This window comes from Terrabacter terrae, assembly GCF_039529575.1.
Taxonomy (GTDB): Bacteria; Actinomycetota; Actinomycetes; order Actinomycetales; family Dermatophilaceae; genus Terrabacter; species Terrabacter terrae.
Genome location: NZ_BAAANB010000002.1, coordinates 1 through 17,928, shown reverse-complemented (window position 1 = coordinate 17,928; position 17,928 = coordinate 1). Strand labels below are relative to the sequence as shown.

The window sequence follows — 17,928 nt, the reverse complement described above, 5'->3', positions numbered from 1 at the left end:
GGGCTTGCGGCAAGCCCCCGGTCGTCATCGAGAATTCCGGGCTCCGGCCGTTCGTCTCGGTCGCGCAACCTGATGGGAGCCTGCGTGAACCCACTGACCAGCAACGCCTTCGACCTGTCACCCGTCCTGGCCCACAAGGCCGACCCCGCCCTCCTGCAGGCGGACGAGGAGCACTTCGCGGCCATCGCCCGGAGCCTCGAGCACACCGTCGCCGAGCTGTCCCGCCGGCTGGACACGGTGCGCCGTGCTCCGGCCGGTCACGGGCAGACCGCCCTCGAGCGCGACCAGGAGGTGCACCGGCTGACCGCCCGGCTGCGCACCCTGCGTCGCTACGGCCTCGACCTGGCACTGGGACGGATGGTCACCTCCGACGGCAGCGAGACCGTCTACGTCGGTCGCCTGGGCCTGACGGACGAGGACGGCCGCCGTCTCCTCGTCGACTGGCGCTCCCCCGCCGCCGAACCGTTCTTCGGCGCCACCCACGCGCACCCGATGGGCCTGGCGAGCCGGCGTCGCTACCGCTGGACGCGCGGCCGGGTCACCGACTACTGGGACGAGGCCTTCACGTCCGATGCCCTCGTGGACACCGCAGCGCTCGACGACGAGTCGGCCTTCCTCGCCAGCCTCGGGACGGAGCGGTCAGACCGGATGCGCGACGTCCTCGGCACCATCGCGGCCGACCAGGACGCGATCATCCGCGCCGGCTCCCGAGGCCCTCTGGTCGTCGACGGTGGCCCTGGCACGGGCAAGACGGTCGTCGCGCTGCACCGGACGGCATACCTGCTCTACTCCGACCCGCGGCTCGGGCACCGTCGCGGGGGTGTGCTCTTCGTCGGCCCGCACGAGCCGTACCTCGCCTACGTCTCGGACGTGCTGCCGAGCCTCGGCGAGGAGGGCGTGCGCACGTGCACCATCCGCGACCTGCTGCCCGAGGGTGCCGATGCGATCGAGGAGAGCGACCCCGAGGTGGCTCGGCTCAAGGCCTCGCTGCACCTGGTCGACGCCATCGAGCCGGCCGTCGCCCTCTACGAGGAGCCGCCCACGGAGCCGCTCGAGGTCACCACGCCCTGGGCCGAGCTGTCGGTGGGTGCCGACGACTGGGCGACCGCGTTCCAGGCCCCGCCGCCCGGCACCCCGCACAACGAGGCGCGCGACATCGTCTGGGACGAGCTGCTCTCGATCCTCGTCGAGCGCCACGACGACGAGGACGCGACGCCCGAGCAGGTCAGGGCAACCCTCCAGCGCGACCGCGAGCTGCGCTCGGCCCTGAACCGCGCATGGCCGATGCTCGAGCCGACCGACCTCGTCGGCGACCTGTGGTCCGTGCCCGCCTACCTGCGCCGGTGCGCGCCCGGCCTCAGCCTCGAGCAGGTGCGCCTGCTGCAGCGGCCGGAGGGAGCACCGTGGACGGTGAGCGACCTGCCCCTCGTCGACGCGGCCCGCCACCGGCTCGGCGACCGGGAGGCGTCGGCGAGCCGGCGGCGGCGCGAGGCCGCCCTCGCCGCCGAGCGCGAGGAGCGGGCCAAGGTCGTCGACCACCTCATCGAGCACGACGACTCGGAGATGCACCTGATGTCGATGCTGCGTGGCGCGGACCTGCAGGGCGCGCTCGACGACGCCGACGAGCCGGCGCGGACGGGCGCGGACGGGCTCGCCGGACCGTTCGCCCATGTCGTGGTCGACGAGGCACAGGAGCTCACGGACGCCGAGTGGCAGATGCTGCTGCGCCGCTGCCCGTCCCGGAGCCTGACCGTCGTCGGTGACCGCGCCCAGGCGCGACACGGGTTCCCGGAGCAGTGGCACGAGCGCCTCACCCGCCTGGGCATGGGCCGCGTGACCGTGGCCTCCCTCCGCGTCAACTACCGCACCCCTGCGGAGGTCATGGCCGAGGCGGAGCCGGTCATCCGGGCGGCCCTGCCGGATGCCAACGTGCCCGTCTCGGTCCGCACCAGCGGGATCCCGGTCCGGACCGGGACCACGACCGAGCTCGACGAGGTGGTCGACTCGTGGCTCGCGCAGCATTCCCAAGGCGTCGCCTGCGTCGTGGGCTGCCCGGCGTTCACGCCACGGCCTCGGGTCCGCTCCCTCACGCCGTCCCTGACGAAGGGGCTCGAGTTCGACCTCGTGGTCCTGGTCGAGCCCGAGGCCCTCGGTTCCGGGATCGAGGGTGCCGTCGACCGCTACGTGGCGATGACTCGCGCGACCAGCGAGCTCGTCGTGCTCACACGCGCGTGAGGTGAAGGGTCAACGGGGTCAGCGGAGTTCGCCGTCGAGGTAGACCCAGCGGCCGGCCCGCCGCGTGAACCTGCTGACCTCGTGCAGCCGCCCGGTGCTCCCGTCGACGTCGGTCCAGGACGCGACGAACTCGACGACACCGTCCTCGTCGTCGGGTTCCCCGCGCTCGCTGCGGCGCACGTCGAGCCCCGTCCAGCGAACCCCCTGATCCAGACCGATCCGGTCGGGCCGGGTCCGGGGGTGCCAGGTGCGCACGAGGTACGCCTCGTCGCCCAGCGAGAAGGCCGTGTACCTCGAGCGCATCAGCGCCTCTGCCGTCGCCGCCGGCCGCTCGCCGTCGAGCAGGGGGCCGCAGCACACGGCATACGCCAGCAGGGAACCGCACGGGCACGCCCCGGTGGGCGTGCCCGTGCCGAACGCGGCGCCGCTCACGAGCGGTCGCGCTGGGCCTCACGGGCCGGCCAGGCGGCGTCGCGCGGGCGCAAGGTCGACCAGCCACGGCTGCGCGAGTGGCCGGCGCTCAGCAGCCCGACGAGCGTCGCCGAGTTGCTGATGCGCCCCGCCAGGGCGGCGTCGACGGCGTCGTCGAGGGGCACCCACAGCGGGCGCAGCGACAGCTCCTCGGCGGTGCGCTCGTGCGCGTCGTCGTCGTCGACAGAGCTCAGTCCCCGGGCCAGGAAGATCCGCACCGTCTCGGGGAACGCTCCGGGGGAGGTGACGTCGTCGGCGAGCACGTGCCACTCGTCCGCGACGAGGTCGACCTCCTCGGCGAGCTCACGGGCGGCAGCCTCCCACGGGGGTTCGCCGTCGACGTCGAGCAGTCCCGCCGGCAGCTCCCACACGTGGGCGCCGGTCGCGTGGCGGTACTGCCTGATCATCATGACGTGGTCGACGCCGTCGAGCTCGCGCAGGGCCAGCACCGCGACGGCTCCGGGGTGGCTGATGTAGTCGCGCGTGACGACGCCGCCCTCCCCCAGGTCGACGCGGTCCCGCACGACGTCGAAGATGATCCCCTCGAACGGGGTGGTCGACTCCAAGACCGTCTCGGGCGTCCAGTCCTCGACGAGGTCGGCTCCCGTGCCCCGAGGCGCGTCGAGACCCATCTGCGGCTCAGACGTCGTCCGACGCCGACGCGGCGCCGGAGGAGCTGACGGAGGCGTATGCGTCGTGGTCGGCGGCGTCGTCCTCCGCTGTCGCTGCCCTGCCGGCGTCGACGGCGGTCCGGTGCCGCTCCACCTCGACGAGGCGCTCGCTGCGGCGGCGCTCGAGGGCGGCGCCCACGAGGCCGGCGAAGAGCGGGTGCGCCCGGTTCGGGCGGGAGAGGAACTCCGGGTGCGCCTGCGTCGAGACGTAGTACGGGTGCACCTCGCGCGGGAGCTCGACGAACTCGACGAGGGTGCCGTCCGGGGACGTGCCCGAGAAGACGAGGCCCGCCTCCTCGAGGTCGGCGCGGTAGGCGTTGTTGACCTCGTAGCGGTGGCGGTGGCGCTCCTTGACCTCGGCCGCGCCGTAGGCCTCACGGATGACGCTGCCCTCCTTGAGGGCCGCCGGGTAGAGCCCGAGGCGCATCGTGCCGCCGAGGTCGCCGGCGCCCTCGACGAAGGCCTTCTGCTCCTCCATCGTCGCGATGACGGGGTGCGCCGTCCCCGGGTCGAACTCGGTGGAGCTGGCATCGGCGTTTCCGAGCACCGTGCGGGCGTACTCGATGACCATGCACTGCAGGCCGAGGCAGATGCCGAGGGTCGGCACCTGCTTCTCGCGGGCCCAGGTCAGGGCGCCGAGCTTGCCCTCGATGCCGCGCACGCCGAAGCCGCCGGGCACGAGCACCGCGTCGACGCCGCCGAGGGCCTTCTGGGCACCGGTCGGGGTCTGGCACTCGTCGCTGGCCACCCAGCGGATCTTGACCCTGGCGTCGTGGTGGAAACCGCCGGCCCGCAGCGCCTCGGTGACCGAGAGGTAGGCGTCGGGCAGGTCGATGTACTTGCCGACGAGCGCGACCTCGATGTGGTGCTCGGGGTCGTGGACCCGCTGGAGGAGCTGGTCCCACTCGGTCCAGTCGACGTCGCGGAACTTCAGGCCGAGGCGGCGGATGACGTAGGCGTCGAGGCCCTCGCGGTGCAGCACCTTGGGGATGTCGTAGATGCTCGGCGCGTCGACACAGGCCGCGACCGCCGCGACGTCGACGTCGCACATGAGCGAGATCTTGCGCTTGATCGGCTCGGGGATCTCGCGGTCGGCGCGCAGCACGAGCCCGTCGGGCTGGATGCCGACCTGGCGCAGTGCGGCGACGGAGTGCTGGGTCGGCTTCGTCTTGAGCTCGCCGCTGGGGGCGAGGTAGGGCACGAGGGAGACGTGCAGGAAGAAGCTGTTGTCGCGGCCGATGAGGTGGCGCACCTGTCGGGCGGCCTCGAGGAAGGGCAGCGACTCGATGTCGCCGACCGTGCCGCCGATCTCGGTGATGATGACGTCCGGCGCGTCCGGGCCGCCGGTGGCGAGCGCTCGCATCCGGGCCACGATCTCGTTCGTGATGTGCGGGATGACCTGAACGGTGTCGCCGAGGTACTCGCCGCGGCGCTCCTTGGCGATGACGTTGTTGTAGACCTGGCCGGTCGTCACGTTCGCGGCGCCGACGAGGTTGACGTCCAGGAAGCGCTCGTAGTGGCCGATGTCGAGGTCGGTCTCCGCGCCGTCGTCGGTCACGAAGACCTCGCCGTGCTGGAACGGGTTCATCGTTCCCGGGTCGACGTTGATGTAGGGATCGAGCTTCTGCATCGTGACCCGCAGGCCCCGCGATCGCAGAAGTCGTCCGAGGCTGGATGCCGTGAGGCCCTTGCCGAGAGAGGAGGCAACGCCCCCGGTCACAAAGATGTGCTTCGTCGTTTCCACCACGGGCTTCAACTCTACGTCATGTCGAGGGGGTCCGCCGCGTAGCGCTCCGCCCATCGGCGCGCCTCCGCCTCCGGCGACGGCCACGAAGCGGCTCGCGAACGTGCCGCAGTGCTCATCCGGTGCCTGGCGTCGGGGTCGAGCAGCAGGCGGTCGACCTCGTCGGCGACGGAGATCGGATCGCCCACCGTGACAAGGGAACCGGCGTCGCCGATCAGCTCCGGCAGTCCACCAGTCCGGGTCGCCACGACGGGCACCCCGGCCGCCATCGCCTCCTGGACGACGAGCGCGCGGGCCTCCCACCGGCTCGTCAGCACGAAGACGTCCGCGGCGCGAAGCCACTGCCGCACGTCGGTCCGGGACCCGACGAACCGCACCCGGGCATCCCCGCCGTCCCGGTGGCGTATGCCGTCCGCCTCCTGCTCGAGGTCCGCACGCAGCCGCTCGTCGCCGCTGCCGACGACGACCCACGTCGCCGGTACCCGGGAGCGGCGGGCGGCCGCCAGGAGGGTCGGCAGGTCCTTCTGGGGGGCGATCCGCGAGACGGTGAGCACGAGGGGCGGCTCGGTCGGGAGACCGACCTCGGACAGCAGACGCCTCCGCTCCCCCGGTACCAGCCGCCCGGCCCCCAGCAGCTCGGCCACCGCCGGCGACGGCACGAGCGCCAGCTCGGCATGGCGCGCCCCGAGGGCGCGGGCGAGCTCGACGAGGTCCGGGCTCGCCCCGGTCACGAGCTGCGCCTGCCGCAGGGACCAGCCGAGCAGGCGCTTGGCCGCGCCGGAGCCCGCCCGAGACCACCAGGAGGCGCTGGGCCGCGCAACCGCCGGTGCGGGCGCCGCGGCCGTGAACGGCGCTGCGAACGGTGCTGTGAACGGTGCAGGGGCGGCTGCGAGGGAGGGCGGCAGGTCGTTGTGCAGGGACACGAACAGGCGTGGGCGTGGCCGCGCGCGGGCCACGGCGACGGCAGCGACCAGTGCCGCCTGGTGCCCGTGGGCGTGGACGACGTCTGCGGTGCCGGCGAGCTGCATGATCCGGTGCCACTCCAGCAGGCCCAGCGGCGCCCGGACCCCCGTGTGGACGGGCCACAGCCGGCGGGCGTCGACCCAGCCGAAGGCCTCGGCGGTCGACGCGGCCGTCACGACCTGCACCTCGTGGTCCAGCCCACGGAGGTCGGCGACCAGGCGGTCCACGTGGGCGCCGATGCCGCCCGTCGCCCGACCGAGGAGCATGAGCACTTTCACGGGCCGACCTCGGCGGGAGCCCGAGAGGGCCGTGGGCGTCGCGCCACCCGGCGCAGGACCGACGGGTCGACGGCCAGCGCGAGACCGACCATCACCACGAGGGCGAGGAGCCCGACGCCGAGGCCGACGACCACGCTGGACCCGAGCGAGTGCCCGATGCCGTTGATCGCGAGCCAGGAGGCGACGGCCCGCCCTGCCAGCGCGGCCGCCGCGGAGCCCACGAGAGCGCCCAGCAGCGGGCGCAGCGGCAGCGCCAGGGCGTGGCTGCCCCAGGCGCGCCCGACGAGCACGCTGAGCAGCACCGCGGCCAGCACGAGGCCCAGCGACGACCCGGCGGCGAGGGCGCGCACCGTGTCCGGACCTCCTGCGCCCTCCGGGTCGAGCACGAGCAGGGGGAACACGAGGGTGGCCAACCAGCCGGTCGCGGCGAGAGCGCCCGCGACGAGGGGCGAGCCGTGGACGTAGGCGGCCCTGGTCAGCAGGCCCACGACCCCGAGCGCCGCGACGGAGGGCGCGAAGAGGGTCACGGCGTCTCCCATGGCTGCCAGCGTCTCCGCTGAGGCGTCCCACTGCGAGCCGGCGTCGAGGGCCGAGAAGAAGGCGCCCACCGGGGCCGCCACGGCCACGAGGAGGGCCGCCCCGAACAGGCCGACGACGAGCGTGGCGAGCCAGGCCTGCCGCAGCGTGCGGGCGGCGGCGCCGGGCTCGGCCGGTGCCATGGCCGCGCCCGCCTCTCCGGCGCCGTCGACCGCCGCATGCTCACGGGCCAGCGACGGGAAGGCTGCCGTCGCGAGCGGCACGGCCAGGACGGCATACGGCAGCAGGGTGACCGCCTGGGCGTACGTGTAGACGTTGAGGGTGCCGGCGCCGCCGCGGTCGTTGGCGAGGCGGATGACGACGAGGGTCGCGAGCTGCTGGCCGCCGACGGCGAGCAGCCCGGACAGGGCCAGCACCCTGACGCGGCGCGCCACGCCGTCGGGGAACCGCAGCACCGGCCTAAGGCGCACGCCGGCGCGGCGCACCGGCACCAGCAGCGGCAGGGCCAGCGCGACGACCCCGAGGGTCGTGCCGATGCCCAGCACGAGCAGGGCGTCGTGCGGCACGGCCCCGATCTCGGCCGCCGGGTCGGGAGCCAGCCCCCGGTAGGCGAGATAGGTGACGATGACCACGAGGCTCGAGAGCAGGGGCGCCAGGGCCGGGCCGGCGAAGCGGTGGTGCGCCTGCAGCACACCGGCCAGCACGATGGCCACGCCGTAGAGCGGGATCTGCAGCGCGAAGACCCGCAGCAGCTCGGAGCCGAGCTGCACCTCGTCGCTGCACCCGGTGCCGAGCAGGGTCGCCGCGATCGGTCCGGCTGCCGCGGCGACGACCACTCCGAGCGGGACGAGGACGAGAACGGCCCAGGTGAGCAGGGCCGATGCCGTGGCGTCCGCGTGGCGCCGGTCACCGCGTCCGAGGGCGCCGGCCACGAGCGGCACGGCCACGGCGGCCAGGACCCCGCCGGCGGCGATCTCGAAGAGCACGTTCGGCACGGCGTTGACCGACTGGTAGACACTGCCGACGCAGGTGGCCCCCACCGAGTGCGAGAAGACGAACCACCGGCCGAAGCCGACGACGCGGGCCACGAGGGTGATCACGGCGATGCCACCGGCGGCAGCGAACAGCCGCCGGTGCGAAGGGTTGGGGCGAGCCGGAGCCGGTTCGCTCATCGCGCCTCCCGGCCCCATTCGTCCAGGCGGCGCAGCACACGGTTGCGCTCGATCACCCGTGTGAAGCTGACGCGCTCGGACGCGAGGGTGAGCGCGGCCAGACCGGTGAGCGCCGCGGCACGCCCGGCCAGCCCCGTCCGTTCGACGAGCGCGAGGCCGAGCAGGGCCCCGGCTGCGTTGGCGCCGGTGTCACCGAGCATCGAGGTCGCCCGCAGGTCGTCAGGCAGGACGCCGAGCGACGCGCCCACGGCGGCTGCGGCGGCCGGGGTCCCGGCCAGGGGTAGTCCCGCTGCGAGGGTCACCTTGAGAGCGCGGCCGGGGCGCAGGTCGAAGAGGTTGACGGCGTTGGCGGCTCCCGCGACGACGGCCCCTCCGACCAGGGCGCCCAGCACACGTGCGGGCGCAGCCTGGGGGCCGGGCGAGCGGTCTGTGCGGTCTCGCGCGGTGTCGGACACGGCGGCACCGAGCAGGCCGCAGGCCCCGAGTCCCACGACCTTGACGGCGCCTGTCGTGACCTGGCCGCGCGCGAGGGCGCCGAGGTGGCCCTTGAGCCCCTTGTCGGCTGCTCCTCCGGCCAGGTCGTCGAGCGCACCGAGAGCGCCGGCGGCCAGCGCAACGAGTGCCGTGGCGGCAGGGGATCCTTGAGGTCGGCTGCCGGTCGAGGCTGCGGAGCCGGTGCGCCGGCGGCCGGCCATGAGGGCGATCCCCACACCTGCCAGCGCTCCACCGACCCAGGAAGGGCCCTCGAGCAGCGTGACGGTTCGGCCCGCATGGTTGGTGCGAGCCCAGGGCTCTCGGGCCGCGGACGGCATACGGCGTCCCAGGCGCAGCAGCGCCCACGAGCCGACGGCGGACGACACCGCGACAGGGAAGGACGTCCACACGGAGGAGCCCGCTCGACGGTGCCCCGACCTCACGGAAGGACCCGAGGCAGCTTGGCTGTCGCGCCGGCGCTGATGCCGTAGTGCCCGATGCGCTCGTCGAGGGCACCTTCGGTCGCGAGGACCGCGACGGCCGGGCCGTTGCCGGCGCGCACGTGGTCGACCGTGGAGATCACGGATGCCGTCTCCGACTTCTCCCGGACCGCCTGGACGGCGTCTGAGGTGGCGGGCTGGCCTGCGGCAGCGACCGTCTCACCGCCTGCGACGACCGTGGCCCGGGAGGAACCCGCGAGGGCGGTCAGCAGCGCACGGACGGCGTCGGAACGCTGGCTCACCACCGACTCCGTGCCCGCGTAGTCCCCCGAGACGACGAGCACGACGTCGGCAGGCGGTAGGTCTGCGACGGAGCTGTCGACCAGGTTGGCGTCGAGGAGCACCTTGAGCGCCGCGATGCGCTTCGGCGAGATGGTGCTGACGGTGGTGGAGACGGCCAGGTCGGTGAGGACCTCGACGAGGAGGGCGTCGCCGGTGGCGGTGGAGGTGAGTCCCAACGCAGCCGCGGCGTCGCGGGCAGCCGATGCCCGGTCGTCGGCGCGAGTCGGGTCGAACCAGTCGGCGCTGAGCGAGACCGTGCCGGTGAGGGCGGCGCCGCTCTGGCCGACGACGGACTCGAGGCTGCCCACCATGGTGGTGTCCGCAGACGGCATGGCGAGCACGAGGGCCCGGTGGCCGGTGAGCCGTCCGCGGACGACCCGTTCCTGCACTGCGGACTCGTACTCGTCGGAGGCGTCGACGAGCTTCTGACTCGTGGTCAGCTTGTCGTTGAGGGCCTGCTTCTCGGTGCGCAGCGCCGCGACCTGCTCGCCCAGCTGGTCGCCGAGGTTGGCCTGCAACGGGCCGGCGCCGAGCACGATGCCGACGGCCAGCGCGAGGAAGACGGAGATGATCGAGACGAGGTGGTAGCGGAAGTCGATCATGTGACGATCCCGGTGATGGCGGTCCAGACGTCGTCCCAGCGGGCCGCGAAGACTTGCAGCCAGACCTGCCCCGCCGGGGTCGAGGCGAGCGCCGCGAAGAGCGCCAGCATGCCCACGAGCAGCATCGTGACGAGCAGCCGGCCGGGGATGCGTGCCCGGTAGAGCTGGCTGACCCCCTTGGCGTCGACGAGCTTCCCCCCCACCCGCAGCCGGGTGAGGAAGGTCGAGGCCTGCCCGTCGCGGCCCTTGTCGAGGAACTCCACGAGTGTCACGTGGGTGCCGACCGCGACGATCAGCTCGGCCCCGGAGTCGTCCGCCAGCAGCATCGCGACGTCCTCGCTCGTGCCGGCCGCGGGGAAGACGACAGGCGTGATGCCGAGCGCCTCGACGCGCGCGAGCCCCGGCGCCCGGCCGTCGCGGTAGGCGTGCACGACGATCTCGGCACCGCACCGCAGCGCCCGGTCGGACACCGAGTCCATGTCGCCGACGATGAGGTCGGGCCGGTGCCCTGCCTCGAGGATGGCGTCGGCGCCCCCGTCGACGCCGACGAGGACCGGGCGGTACTCACGGATGTACGGGCGCAGCGCCTCGAGGTCCTCCCGGTAGTGGTAGCCGCGGACGACGATGAGGCAGTGGCGCCCGTCGAGGTCGGTGGTGATGGGCGGCACGCCGACTCCGTCGAGCAGCAGGTCGCGCTCCTTGCGGATGAACTCCATCGTGTTGGTCGCGAAGGCCTCGATCTGCACCGCGAGACCTGCGCGCGCGTCGTGCATCTGGGCTCGGACCGTCTCGGCGTCCAGCAGGGTGCCGGTGGCGACGTGGCGCTCCCCCGACCACAGCTCGGGACCGTCGAGCCGCACCGGGTCACCATCGATCAGGGTCATGGCCTCGGGGCCGGCGTCGTCCAGGACGGGGATGCCGGCGTCGATCAGGATCTGCGGGCCGAGGTTGGGGTAGCGCCCGCTGATGGAGGCGCTGGCGTTGACGACCGCTGCCGGGCGCACCGTGACGAGGGCATCGGCGCTGACCTTGTCGAGGTCGGCATGGTCGATGACGGCGACGTCGCCCGGCTGGAGGCGCTTCGTCAGGGTCTTGGTGCGCCGGTCCACCCGGGCGGGCCCGACGACACCTGGACCGGTGCCGCTGGCACGTGGGCGACGGCGGATGGGAAGGGCCATGATGCCCCCAATCGTGCCACGTCCGCTCAGCGCCGGATCCCGCCGCTCGCGGCGCGGCTGCGCGCGACGGAGGTCTGCTCGAGCAGGTCACCGGCGTGGGCGAGACCGGCCTCGGAGTCCGGGTCGCCGCCCATCATCCGGGAGAGCTCGCGCAGCCGTGCATCGCCCTGCACGGCCGAGACGCTGCTGGACGTGATGCGTCCGTCGTCGGCCTTGTGCACGACGAGGTGCCGGTCGGCGAAGGCGGCCACCTGCGCGAGGTGCGTCACGACGATGACCTGCGCGTGCTCGGCAAGGGCCGCCAGGCGGGCGCCGACGTCGAGGGCTGCCCGTCCACCGACGCCGGCGTCCACCTCGTCGAAGACGAACGTGGGCGGCCCTGCCGTCTCGCCGGAGGAGCTGCGCGAGCCCACCACCTCGAGGGCGAGCATGACTCGGGAGAGCTCACCGCCGGAAGCGGCGCGTGCGACGCTGCGGGGGGTCGCCCCGGGGTTGGCTGCCAGGAGGATCTCCACCTCGTCGATGCCGTGCCGGGACAGGCGGACGCGCTCGCCGTCAGGCAGCGCGACGCCGTCCGGGTCGAGGCGGCGACGCACGTCGACGTGCACGACCGCCTTGCCCATCGCCAGGTGGGACAGCTCGTCGGACACACGCGTGCCGAACTCCGTCCCGGCAGCCCGTCGGGCGTCGGAGAGGGCGAGCGCGGCCGCGACGACGGCGGACTCCAGCTCGGCCACCTCCGCGCCGAGACGCTCGACGCGGTCGTCCGCCGTGACGAGCTGGTCGAGCCGCGCGGCAGCGCGCCCGGACCACTCGAGCACCTCGTCGACGCTCTCGCCGTACTTGCGCGTGAGGACGCCCAGGGCCGCACGACGCTCCTGGACCCAGCCGAGCCGCTCGGGGTCGAGCTCGACGTCCTGGAGGTATGCCGACAGCTCGCCACCGAGGTCGGTGACCAGGGTGCCCAGCTCGTGGAGTCGCTCGTCGAGGCCCGCGAGCGCCGGGTCGTGGGAGGTGGCCGGGCCCAGGGCGGCGCGTGCGGACCCGATGAGGTCACGCACGTTGGGCGCGGGCTCCGCGGCGTAGTCGTCGCCACTGAGGTCGGCGAGGGCAGAGGCCGCGGCCAGCCGGAGGGTGTCGGCGTGGGCAAGGCGCTCGTCCTCGGCACGCAGGGCCACGTCCTCGGCCGGCTGGGGGTCGAGCGCCTCGATCTCCTCGAGGGAGGCGGTGAGAGAGTCGATCTCGCGGGCCCGCTCACGGGCCTCCGACACGAGCCGCTCGTGCTCGCGGGCACACTCCCGCCACTGGTCGTGCAGCGCGGCGACGCGGTCCCGGAGCGCGGTGACCTCCGGGCCGCCGAAGTCGTCGAGCACGGCCCGGTGGGCGTCGCCCTGCTTGAGCCGCCACTGGTCGGACTGGCCATGGACGGCCACGAGCATCTGCCCGAGCTCGGCCAGCACGGAGACGGGTGCGGTGCGACCACCGACGTGGGCTCTCGACCGTCCCGCTGCGGCGATCGTACGGGCCAGGACGAGCTCGCCGGCGTCGTGCTCACCGCCAGCCTCGGCTGCTCGCGCCAGAGCCGGGTGGTCGAGCGGCAGCTGCACGACGCCCTCGACGAACGCGGACTGCGTGCCGGTGCGGACGAGCCCGGAGTCGGCTCGCTCGCCGAGGAGCAGACCGACACCGGAGACGACCATGGTCTTGCCCGCGCCCGTCTCACCGGTCAGGACGTTGAGCCCGGGGCTGAGGTCGAGGACGGCCTCGTCGATGACGCCGACGCCGCGGATCCTCATCTGGCTGAACACGCGACCACCCTAGGGCCGGGCACCGTCGCCACGCGCGGTGCCGGGAGCGACGGCCCTCTCGCCGTTGCCGCGCCACCCGGCGACCGAGAGGTTGAACTTGGCGACGAGGCGGTCGGTGAAGGGGGCGCTCGTCAGTCGCGCGAGGCGTACGGGACGGAGCCCACGGCGTACCTCGATCCGGGCGCCCGGCGGCAGGTCGACGTGGCGGCGCCCGTCGCACCACATCACCCCGACGCCCTCCGTCGCCGCCTGGATCTCCACGGCGAGGTGGGTGTCCGGGCCGAGCACCAGCGGCCGCGCGAAGAGCGCGTGCGCAGCGCTCGGGACGAGCAGCATCGCCTCGACCTGGGGCCAGACGACCGGCCCGCCCGCGGAGAACGCGTAGGCCGTGGAGCCGGTCGGGGTGGACACGATGACGCCGTCGCAGCCCATGCTCGAGAGCGGGCGCCCGTCGACCTCGACGGTGACCTCGAGCATCCGCTCGCGGGCCGCCTTCTCGACGCTCACCTCGTTGAGGGCCCAGCTGCTCGCCACGAGGTCGCCGTGGAGCTTGACGTCGACGTGGAGCGTCATGCGCTCCTCGACGGCGTAGGTGCTGCGGGCGATGTGCTCGACGGTGGCGTCGAGGTCGTCGCGCTCCGCCTCGGCGAGGAAGCCGACGTGACCGAGGTTGACGCCGAGGAGGGGGATGTCGACGCTCCGGGCGAACTCGGCGCCGCGAAGGATGGTGCCGTCTCCGCCGAGGACGACCACGAGGTCGCAACCCTCGGCGACCTGTTCCTCGGTGGAGGAGATGTGCACGCGGGAGCTGTCCTTGAGGTCCAGGGCCTGGGCCTCGTCGGCCTGCAGCGACACGTCGATGCCGAGCGCAGTCAGTCGATGGACGACTCCTTTGGCGACGGTCAGGGCCTCGGGGCGCCGCGGGTGGGCCACGAGCAGGATGCGGCGCGTCACAGGTCTCCCTCCAGGTCGATGGCCCCCAGCATGTCATCCAAGGCGGTCGGGGACGCGCCGGGGACCCGCCGGGGGGCGAGCCAGAAGAGGAACTCGCGGTTGCCGTCGGCTCCGGTGATGGGGCTGGCCGTCGCGCCGTGCAGGTGCAGCCCCTGTTCGGTGGCGGTGGCTGCGACGTCGCGAAGCACCCGCCGGTGCTCGTGCGGGGAGGTGACGACGCCGGTGCGGCTGAGCCGCTCGCGGCCGACCTCGAACTGGGGCTTGACGAGGACCACGAGGTCGCCGTCGTCGCTGACGAGCGGACGCATGGCCGGCAGGGCGATCCGCAGGGAGATGAAGCTGAGGTCGGAGACGACGAGGTCGAAGGGACCGCCGAGGGCGGCGGCATCGACGTCGCGGATGTTGGTGCCCGGCAGGTCAGTCACCCGCGGGTCCGAGGCGACGGAGGCGGCCAGCTGCCCGTGCCCGACGTCGAGGGCGGTGACGTGGGCGGCTTCGCGCTCGAGCAGCACCTGGGTGAAGCCACCCGTGCTCGCTCCCACGTCGAGGCACCGTCGACCCTCCACCGGGACGGGCCAGGCGTCGAGGGCGCGCAGCAGCTTCAGCGCGGCCCGCCCGACCCACCGGTCGGGCTCCCGTGTCAGCTCCAGCGCGGTCGACTCGCCGACGGGCAGCGCCGGCTTCGTGGCGGGGGCGCCGTCGACGAGGACGACACCGGCCGTCACGAGCTCACGGGCCTGGGCACGCGACCGAGCCAGGCCGCGGACGACCAGCTCGACGTCGAGACGACGCGTCACGCGCCACCCAGGCCGCCGAGGCGGCTCTGCAGGCTGCGGTGGGCGTGCTCCCCCGACTCGATGCGCTGGGCGAACGACCCGGCCTGCGACTCGGCGAGACGCATCATCGCCTCGTCGACGGCCTCGTCGCCGGTCACCGGTGGCATCGGTACCGGAGCGGCGGGGTCCACCTCGGGTGGTGCGGCCTCGACCGAGGCGTCATCGAGGGCGTCCGCGGTGGCCGGGTCGGCGCCACTGGAGGCGGTGTCGACCGCGCTGGTGTCCGTGCCGGTGTTCGTGGCGAGGTCGGTGGGATCCTCGGACCCGGAGTCGTGGCTCCGGGCGTGGTTGTCACCGAACATGTGTGCATGCCTCCCTGCGAGGTGGGTGGGTCGCTGCGGTCACGCTACCGGTTGGAGGCCGGCTCCTCGTCGGGGACGTCGGCCGCCGGGGTGCGGCCGGAGTCGTCGCGGCCGTCCTCGATGATCCGGTCGAGCACCCGTGCGGCGTGCCGCAGCTGGTCGGTGGCGGTGCCCCGTTCACGCGCCTCGACCAGGGCGGCGAGACCGGCGCGCACCACCTCCATGCGGTCGCCGCCCTCGTGGCCGATGACCAGCTGCTCGTCCGAGTAGGAGACCGTCGCCACCCCGCAACGCCAGCCGAGCGCCTCACGCTGCGGCACGGCATACGGCCGCTGGAGCTCGGAGAGCGAGGCGACGACGAAGGTGGGCGTCGCATCCGTGTCCAGGAGGTCGGACGGGCCGTCGACACCAGTCAGCACCCACGCCGAGTCCAGGCCCGCTGCGCGCGCCCCGGCGATGTCGGTGGCCAGCCGGTCGCCCACGGCGATGGTGCGCACCGCAGCGGTTCCGAGGCGGTCGAGGGCCAACCGGTAGAGCGGTGGGTGCGGCTTGCCGACGACGTCCGGTCGGCGTCCCGTGGCAGCGGCGAGCAGGTCGACGTACGCGCCGTTCCCGGGCGACTGCCCCCACGGCAGGGGCAGCGTGGCGTCGTCGTTGGTGGCCACCCACTGGACGCCCCGTGTCAGCAGCCGGGCCGCCGTCTCGAAGTCCGCCACAGTGACGTTCCGCCCGAAGCCCTGGAGCACTGCGGAGACGTCGCCGGGGGCGGCGACCTCCGGGTAGGCGACGCCGCCCGCCGGAGGATCCTCGGCCATGACGTCGGCCGGTCGGACGGGCACCAGGCCGGCCCGGCTCAACGCCTCGGCGACCCCCGGGCCGCCGAGGGCCAGGACCCGCGTGCCGGCGGGCAGGTCGGCTGCGAGCCGGGCCGCGCCGGCCTGCGCGCTCGAGACGACGTCGGACTCCGTCGCCGGAGCCCCGAGCGCAGCAAGCTGTCGGGCGACCTCGGCCGGCACCCGCGACGCGTTGTTGGTGGCGTAGACGAGCCGCACCCCACCGTCCACGAGCTGCTGCAGGGACCGCGGCGCCCCGGGCACCGCCTCGTCGCCGCGGTAGACGACCCCGTCGAGGTCGCAGACCACGCCGTCGTAGCCGGCGATGGGCGGCTGGGGTGGGGTTCCGGGTGGCATGTGCTCGGTCTCGGGTGCCTCGGTCAGTGCTCCGGCGCGGCCTCGAAGCCGCGGTCGTCGTCGTCCTCGTCACCGAGCAGGTCGGTGACGTCGACACCGTCGAGCTCCTCGAGGCGCTCGGCTGCGTCGGTCGTCAGCTCGTGGTCGGCGTCGGCCGCGCGGGCGAACCAGTCGCGGGCAGCGTCCGGGTCGCCGGCTGCCAGCTTGGCATCGGCGTACGCGTAGAAGAGCCGCGCCGCGGAGGGGCGGTTGGGGTTGATGCGCCGGACCAGGTCGCTGAGGCCGGCCGCCGCCGCGTCCAGCTGACCCAGGTCACGGCGGATGCCCGAGACGACGATCGCCAGCTCGACCCGGTCGTCGATCGCGAGGTTGTTGGCCTCCTCGCTCTGCGCGAGCTCGAGTGCCTTGTCGTGGCGCCCGAGGGCCCGCTCGCAGTCGACCATGAGCGGCAGCAGGTGGCTGGAGCCCGAGAGCCGGCGCACCGTCCGGAACTCCCCCAGCGCCCTGGCCCAGTCGCCGAGGCGGTAGGCGACGAGTCCAAGAGCCTCACGGGCAGCAGGGACACGTCCGGCGCGGCGGACCGCGGTCTCCGCATGCGCCAGGGCGGCCTCGGGCTCGACGTCGAGCAGCTCGGCCACCATGACGAGGTGCTGGGCCACGCCCTCGGCGTTCTCCTTGGACAGCGTGCGCAGCTGGTTCTTGACGGCTCGGTCGACCTCGTGACCGGTCACGCCCTCGCGGATGGCCGGCTCCGGCTTGCGTGGCGACTTCGGCGTCAGGCGGGGGCCGCCACGACGCTCCTCGTCCTGGCCTCGTCCCGCGCCTCCACGCGGTCGGTCGTCGAAGCGCCGGGGTCCGCGGTCCCCACCGGAGGAGCGGCGGTCATCGGAACGGTACCCGCCGCGGTCCCCACCGGAGGAGCGGCGGTCATCGGAACGGTACCCGCCGCGGTCCCCACCGGAGGAGCGGCGGTCATCGGAACGGTACCCGCCGCGGTCCCCACCGGAGGAGCGGCGGTCGTCCGAGCGGTAGCCGCCGCGGTCCCCACCGGAGGAGCGGCGGTCATCGGAACGGTAGTCGCCGCGGTCCCCACCGGAGGAGCGGCGGTCATCGGAACGGTACCCGCCGCGGTCCCCACCGGAGGAGCGGCGGTCATCGGAACGGTAGTCGCCGCGGTCCCCACCGGAGGAGCGGCGGTCGGCCGAGCGGTACCCGCCGCGGTCCCCACTCGAAGAGCGGCGGTCGTCCGAGCGGTAGCCGCCGCGGTCCCCACCCGAGGAGCGGCGGTCATCGGAACGGTACCCGCCGCGGTCCCCACTCGAGGAGCGGCGGTCGTCCGAGCGGTAGCCGCCGCGGTCCCCACCCGAGGAGCGGCGGTCATCGGAACGGTAGCCGCCCCGGTCCTCACCGGAGGAGCGGCGGTCGTCCGAGCGGTACCCACCGGACCTCGGGGCACCGGAGCCACCCCTGGGCTCCTCCCGTCGCCCGGGCCGGCGATGTCCGCCGGTGTCGTCGCGCCGGTCGCCCCGTCGCTCGTTGCCGTCCTGCTCGCTCATGTTCAGCATCCTTCCGCGCCGACCATGGTCGGCGCCACCTCTCAGTTCCGTGCGCAAAAAGAAAGAGCGCCCCAGTCGGACCAATGAAGTTCCGTCTGGGGCGCTCTGACAAAGTGTGTCCGGCTGCGTCCTACTCTCCCACACCGTCACCAGTGCAGTACCATCGGCGCTGAAG

Annotated in this window: 15 protein-coding genes; 1 reads left to right on the top strand and 14 read right to left on the bottom strand. The window is 73.9% G+C overall.

Going from position 1 to position 17,928, the window contains the following annotated elements; all coding sequences use genetic code 11:
- Nucleotides 1–84: 84 nt before the first annotated feature.
- Entirely contained in the window at nucleotides 85–2,235 is a 2,151-nt protein-coding gene (gene helR, locus ABD194_RS04480) for an RNA polymerase recycling motor ATPase HelR (protein ID WP_343988281.1), read from the top strand.
- Nucleotides 2,236–2,253: 18 nt separating this feature from the next.
- Here the strand turns inward: helR and ABD194_RS04475 are convergent, their stop codons facing one another.
- From ABD194_RS04475 to ABD194_RS04410, 14 genes are read right to left on the bottom strand one after another with little or no spacing between them, the layout of a single operon-like run.
- On the bottom strand, nucleotides 2,254–2,667 hold the full coding sequence (locus ABD194_RS04475) for a YchJ family protein (RefSeq protein WP_343988278.1): 414 nt from the start codon (nucleotides 2,665–2,667) through the stop codon (nucleotides 2,254–2,256).
- Nucleotides 2,664–3,338, bottom strand: coding sequence for an NUDIX domain-containing protein (locus tag ABD194_RS04470; RefSeq protein ID WP_343988275.1), 675 nt, complete (start codon nucleotides 3,336–3,338; stop codon nucleotides 2,664–2,666). Before ABD194_RS04470 ends, ABD194_RS04475 begins: the two co-directional genes overlap by 4 nt.
- A 7-nt stretch (nucleotides 3,339–3,345) precedes the next feature.
- Nucleotides 3,346–5,124, bottom strand: coding sequence for a CTP synthase (gene pyrG / locus ABD194_RS04465; RefSeq protein ID WP_343988272.1), 1,779 nt, complete (start codon nucleotides 5,122–5,124; stop codon nucleotides 3,346–3,348).
- Between the two features lie 11 nt (nucleotides 5,125–5,135).
- The gene (locus tag ABD194_RS04460; protein ID WP_343988268.1) at nucleotides 5,136–6,362 is read right to left on the bottom strand and encodes a glycosyltransferase family 4 protein; all 1,227 of its coding nucleotides are present in this window, start codon (nucleotides 6,360–6,362) and stop codon (nucleotides 5,136–5,138) included.
- On the bottom strand, nucleotides 6,359–8,071 hold the full coding sequence (murJ, locus tag ABD194_RS04455; protein WP_343988265.1) for a murein biosynthesis integral membrane protein MurJ: 1,713 nt from the start codon (nucleotides 8,069–8,071) through the stop codon (nucleotides 6,359–6,361). Before murJ ends, ABD194_RS04460 begins: the two co-directional genes overlap by 4 nt.
- On the bottom strand, nucleotides 8,068–8,931 hold the full coding sequence (locus ABD194_RS04450) for a hypothetical protein (RefSeq protein ID WP_343988262.1): 864 nt from the start codon (nucleotides 8,929–8,931) through the stop codon (nucleotides 8,068–8,070). The genes murJ and ABD194_RS04450 overlap by 4 nt, the downstream gene beginning before the upstream one ends.
- 53 nt (nucleotides 8,932–8,984) lie before the next feature.
- A complete protein-coding gene (locus ABD194_RS04445; RefSeq protein ID WP_343988259.1) occupies nucleotides 8,985–9,929 on the bottom strand; it encodes a copper transporter in 945 nt (314 codons plus the stop codon).
- The gene (gene steA / locus ABD194_RS04440) at nucleotides 9,926–11,107 is read right to left on the bottom strand and encodes a putative cytokinetic ring protein SteA (RefSeq protein WP_343988256.1); all 1,182 of its coding nucleotides are present in this window, start codon (nucleotides 11,105–11,107) and stop codon (nucleotides 9,926–9,928) included. The genes ABD194_RS04445 and steA overlap by 4 nt, the downstream gene beginning before the upstream one ends.
- Before the next feature lie 26 nt (nucleotides 11,108–11,133).
- Nucleotides 11,134–12,915: a DNA repair protein RecN gene (recN, locus tag ABD194_RS04435; RefSeq protein WP_343988253.1), complete on the bottom strand. Its 1,782-nt coding sequence runs from the start codon at nucleotides 12,913–12,915 to the stop codon at nucleotides 11,134–11,136.
- Nucleotides 12,916–12,924: 9 nt separating this feature from the next.
- Nucleotides 12,925–13,869 carry an NAD kinase gene (locus tag ABD194_RS04430; protein WP_343988250.1) on the bottom strand — a complete coding sequence of 315 codons (945 nt, stop codon included), beginning with the start codon at nucleotides 13,867–13,869 and terminating at the stop codon, nucleotides 12,925–12,927.
- Nucleotides 13,866–14,666 (bottom strand): TlyA family RNA methyltransferase, encoded by an 801-nt coding sequence (locus ABD194_RS04425; RefSeq protein WP_343988247.1) that lies wholly within the window; start codon nucleotides 14,664–14,666, stop codon nucleotides 13,866–13,868. Before ABD194_RS04425 ends, ABD194_RS04430 begins: the two co-directional genes overlap by 4 nt.
- A complete protein-coding gene (locus ABD194_RS04420; RefSeq protein WP_343988245.1) occupies nucleotides 14,663–15,007 on the bottom strand; it encodes a hypothetical protein in 345 nt (114 codons plus the stop codon). Before ABD194_RS04420 ends, ABD194_RS04425 begins: the two co-directional genes overlap by 4 nt.
- A gap of 44 nt (nucleotides 15,008–15,051) precedes the next feature.
- The gene (locus ABD194_RS04415) at nucleotides 15,052–16,197 is read right to left on the bottom strand and encodes an HAD-IIA family hydrolase (protein WP_343988242.1); all 1,146 of its coding nucleotides are present in this window, start codon (nucleotides 16,195–16,197) and stop codon (nucleotides 15,052–15,054) included.
- Nucleotides 16,198–16,220: 23 nt separating this feature from the next.
- Nucleotides 16,221–16,928: a tetratricopeptide repeat protein gene (locus tag ABD194_RS04410; protein WP_343988239.1), complete on the bottom strand. Its 708-nt coding sequence runs from the start codon at nucleotides 16,926–16,928 to the stop codon at nucleotides 16,221–16,223.
- Nucleotides 16,929–17,928: the final 1,000 nt, after the last annotated feature.

What these genes read in the sequence shown, in the direction of transcription:
- ABD194_RS04470 (WP_343988275.1), bottom strand. Translation starts at nt 3,338, where the DNA reads ATGGGTCTCGACGCGCCTCGGGGCACGGGAGCCGACCTCGTCGAGGAC.
- murJ (WP_343988265.1), bottom strand. Translation starts at nt 8,071, where the DNA reads ATGAGCGAACCGGCTCCGGCTCGCCCCAACCCTTCGCACCGGCGGCTG.
- steA (WP_343988256.1), bottom strand. Translation starts at nt 11,107, where the DNA reads ATGGCCCTTCCCATCCGCCGTCGCCCACGTGCCAGCGGCACCGGTCCA.
- ABD194_RS04420 (WP_343988245.1), bottom strand. Translation starts at nt 15,007, where the DNA reads ATGTTCGGTGACAACCACGCCCGGAGCCACGACTCCGGGTCCGAGGAT.
- ABD194_RS04415 (WP_343988242.1), bottom strand. Translation starts at nt 16,197, where the DNA reads ATGCCACCCGGAACCCCACCCCAGCCGCCCATCGCCGGCTACGACGGC.
- ABD194_RS04445 (WP_343988259.1), bottom strand. Translation starts at nt 9,929, where the DNA reads ATGATCGACTTCCGCTACCACCTCGTCTCGATCATCTCCGTCTTCCTC.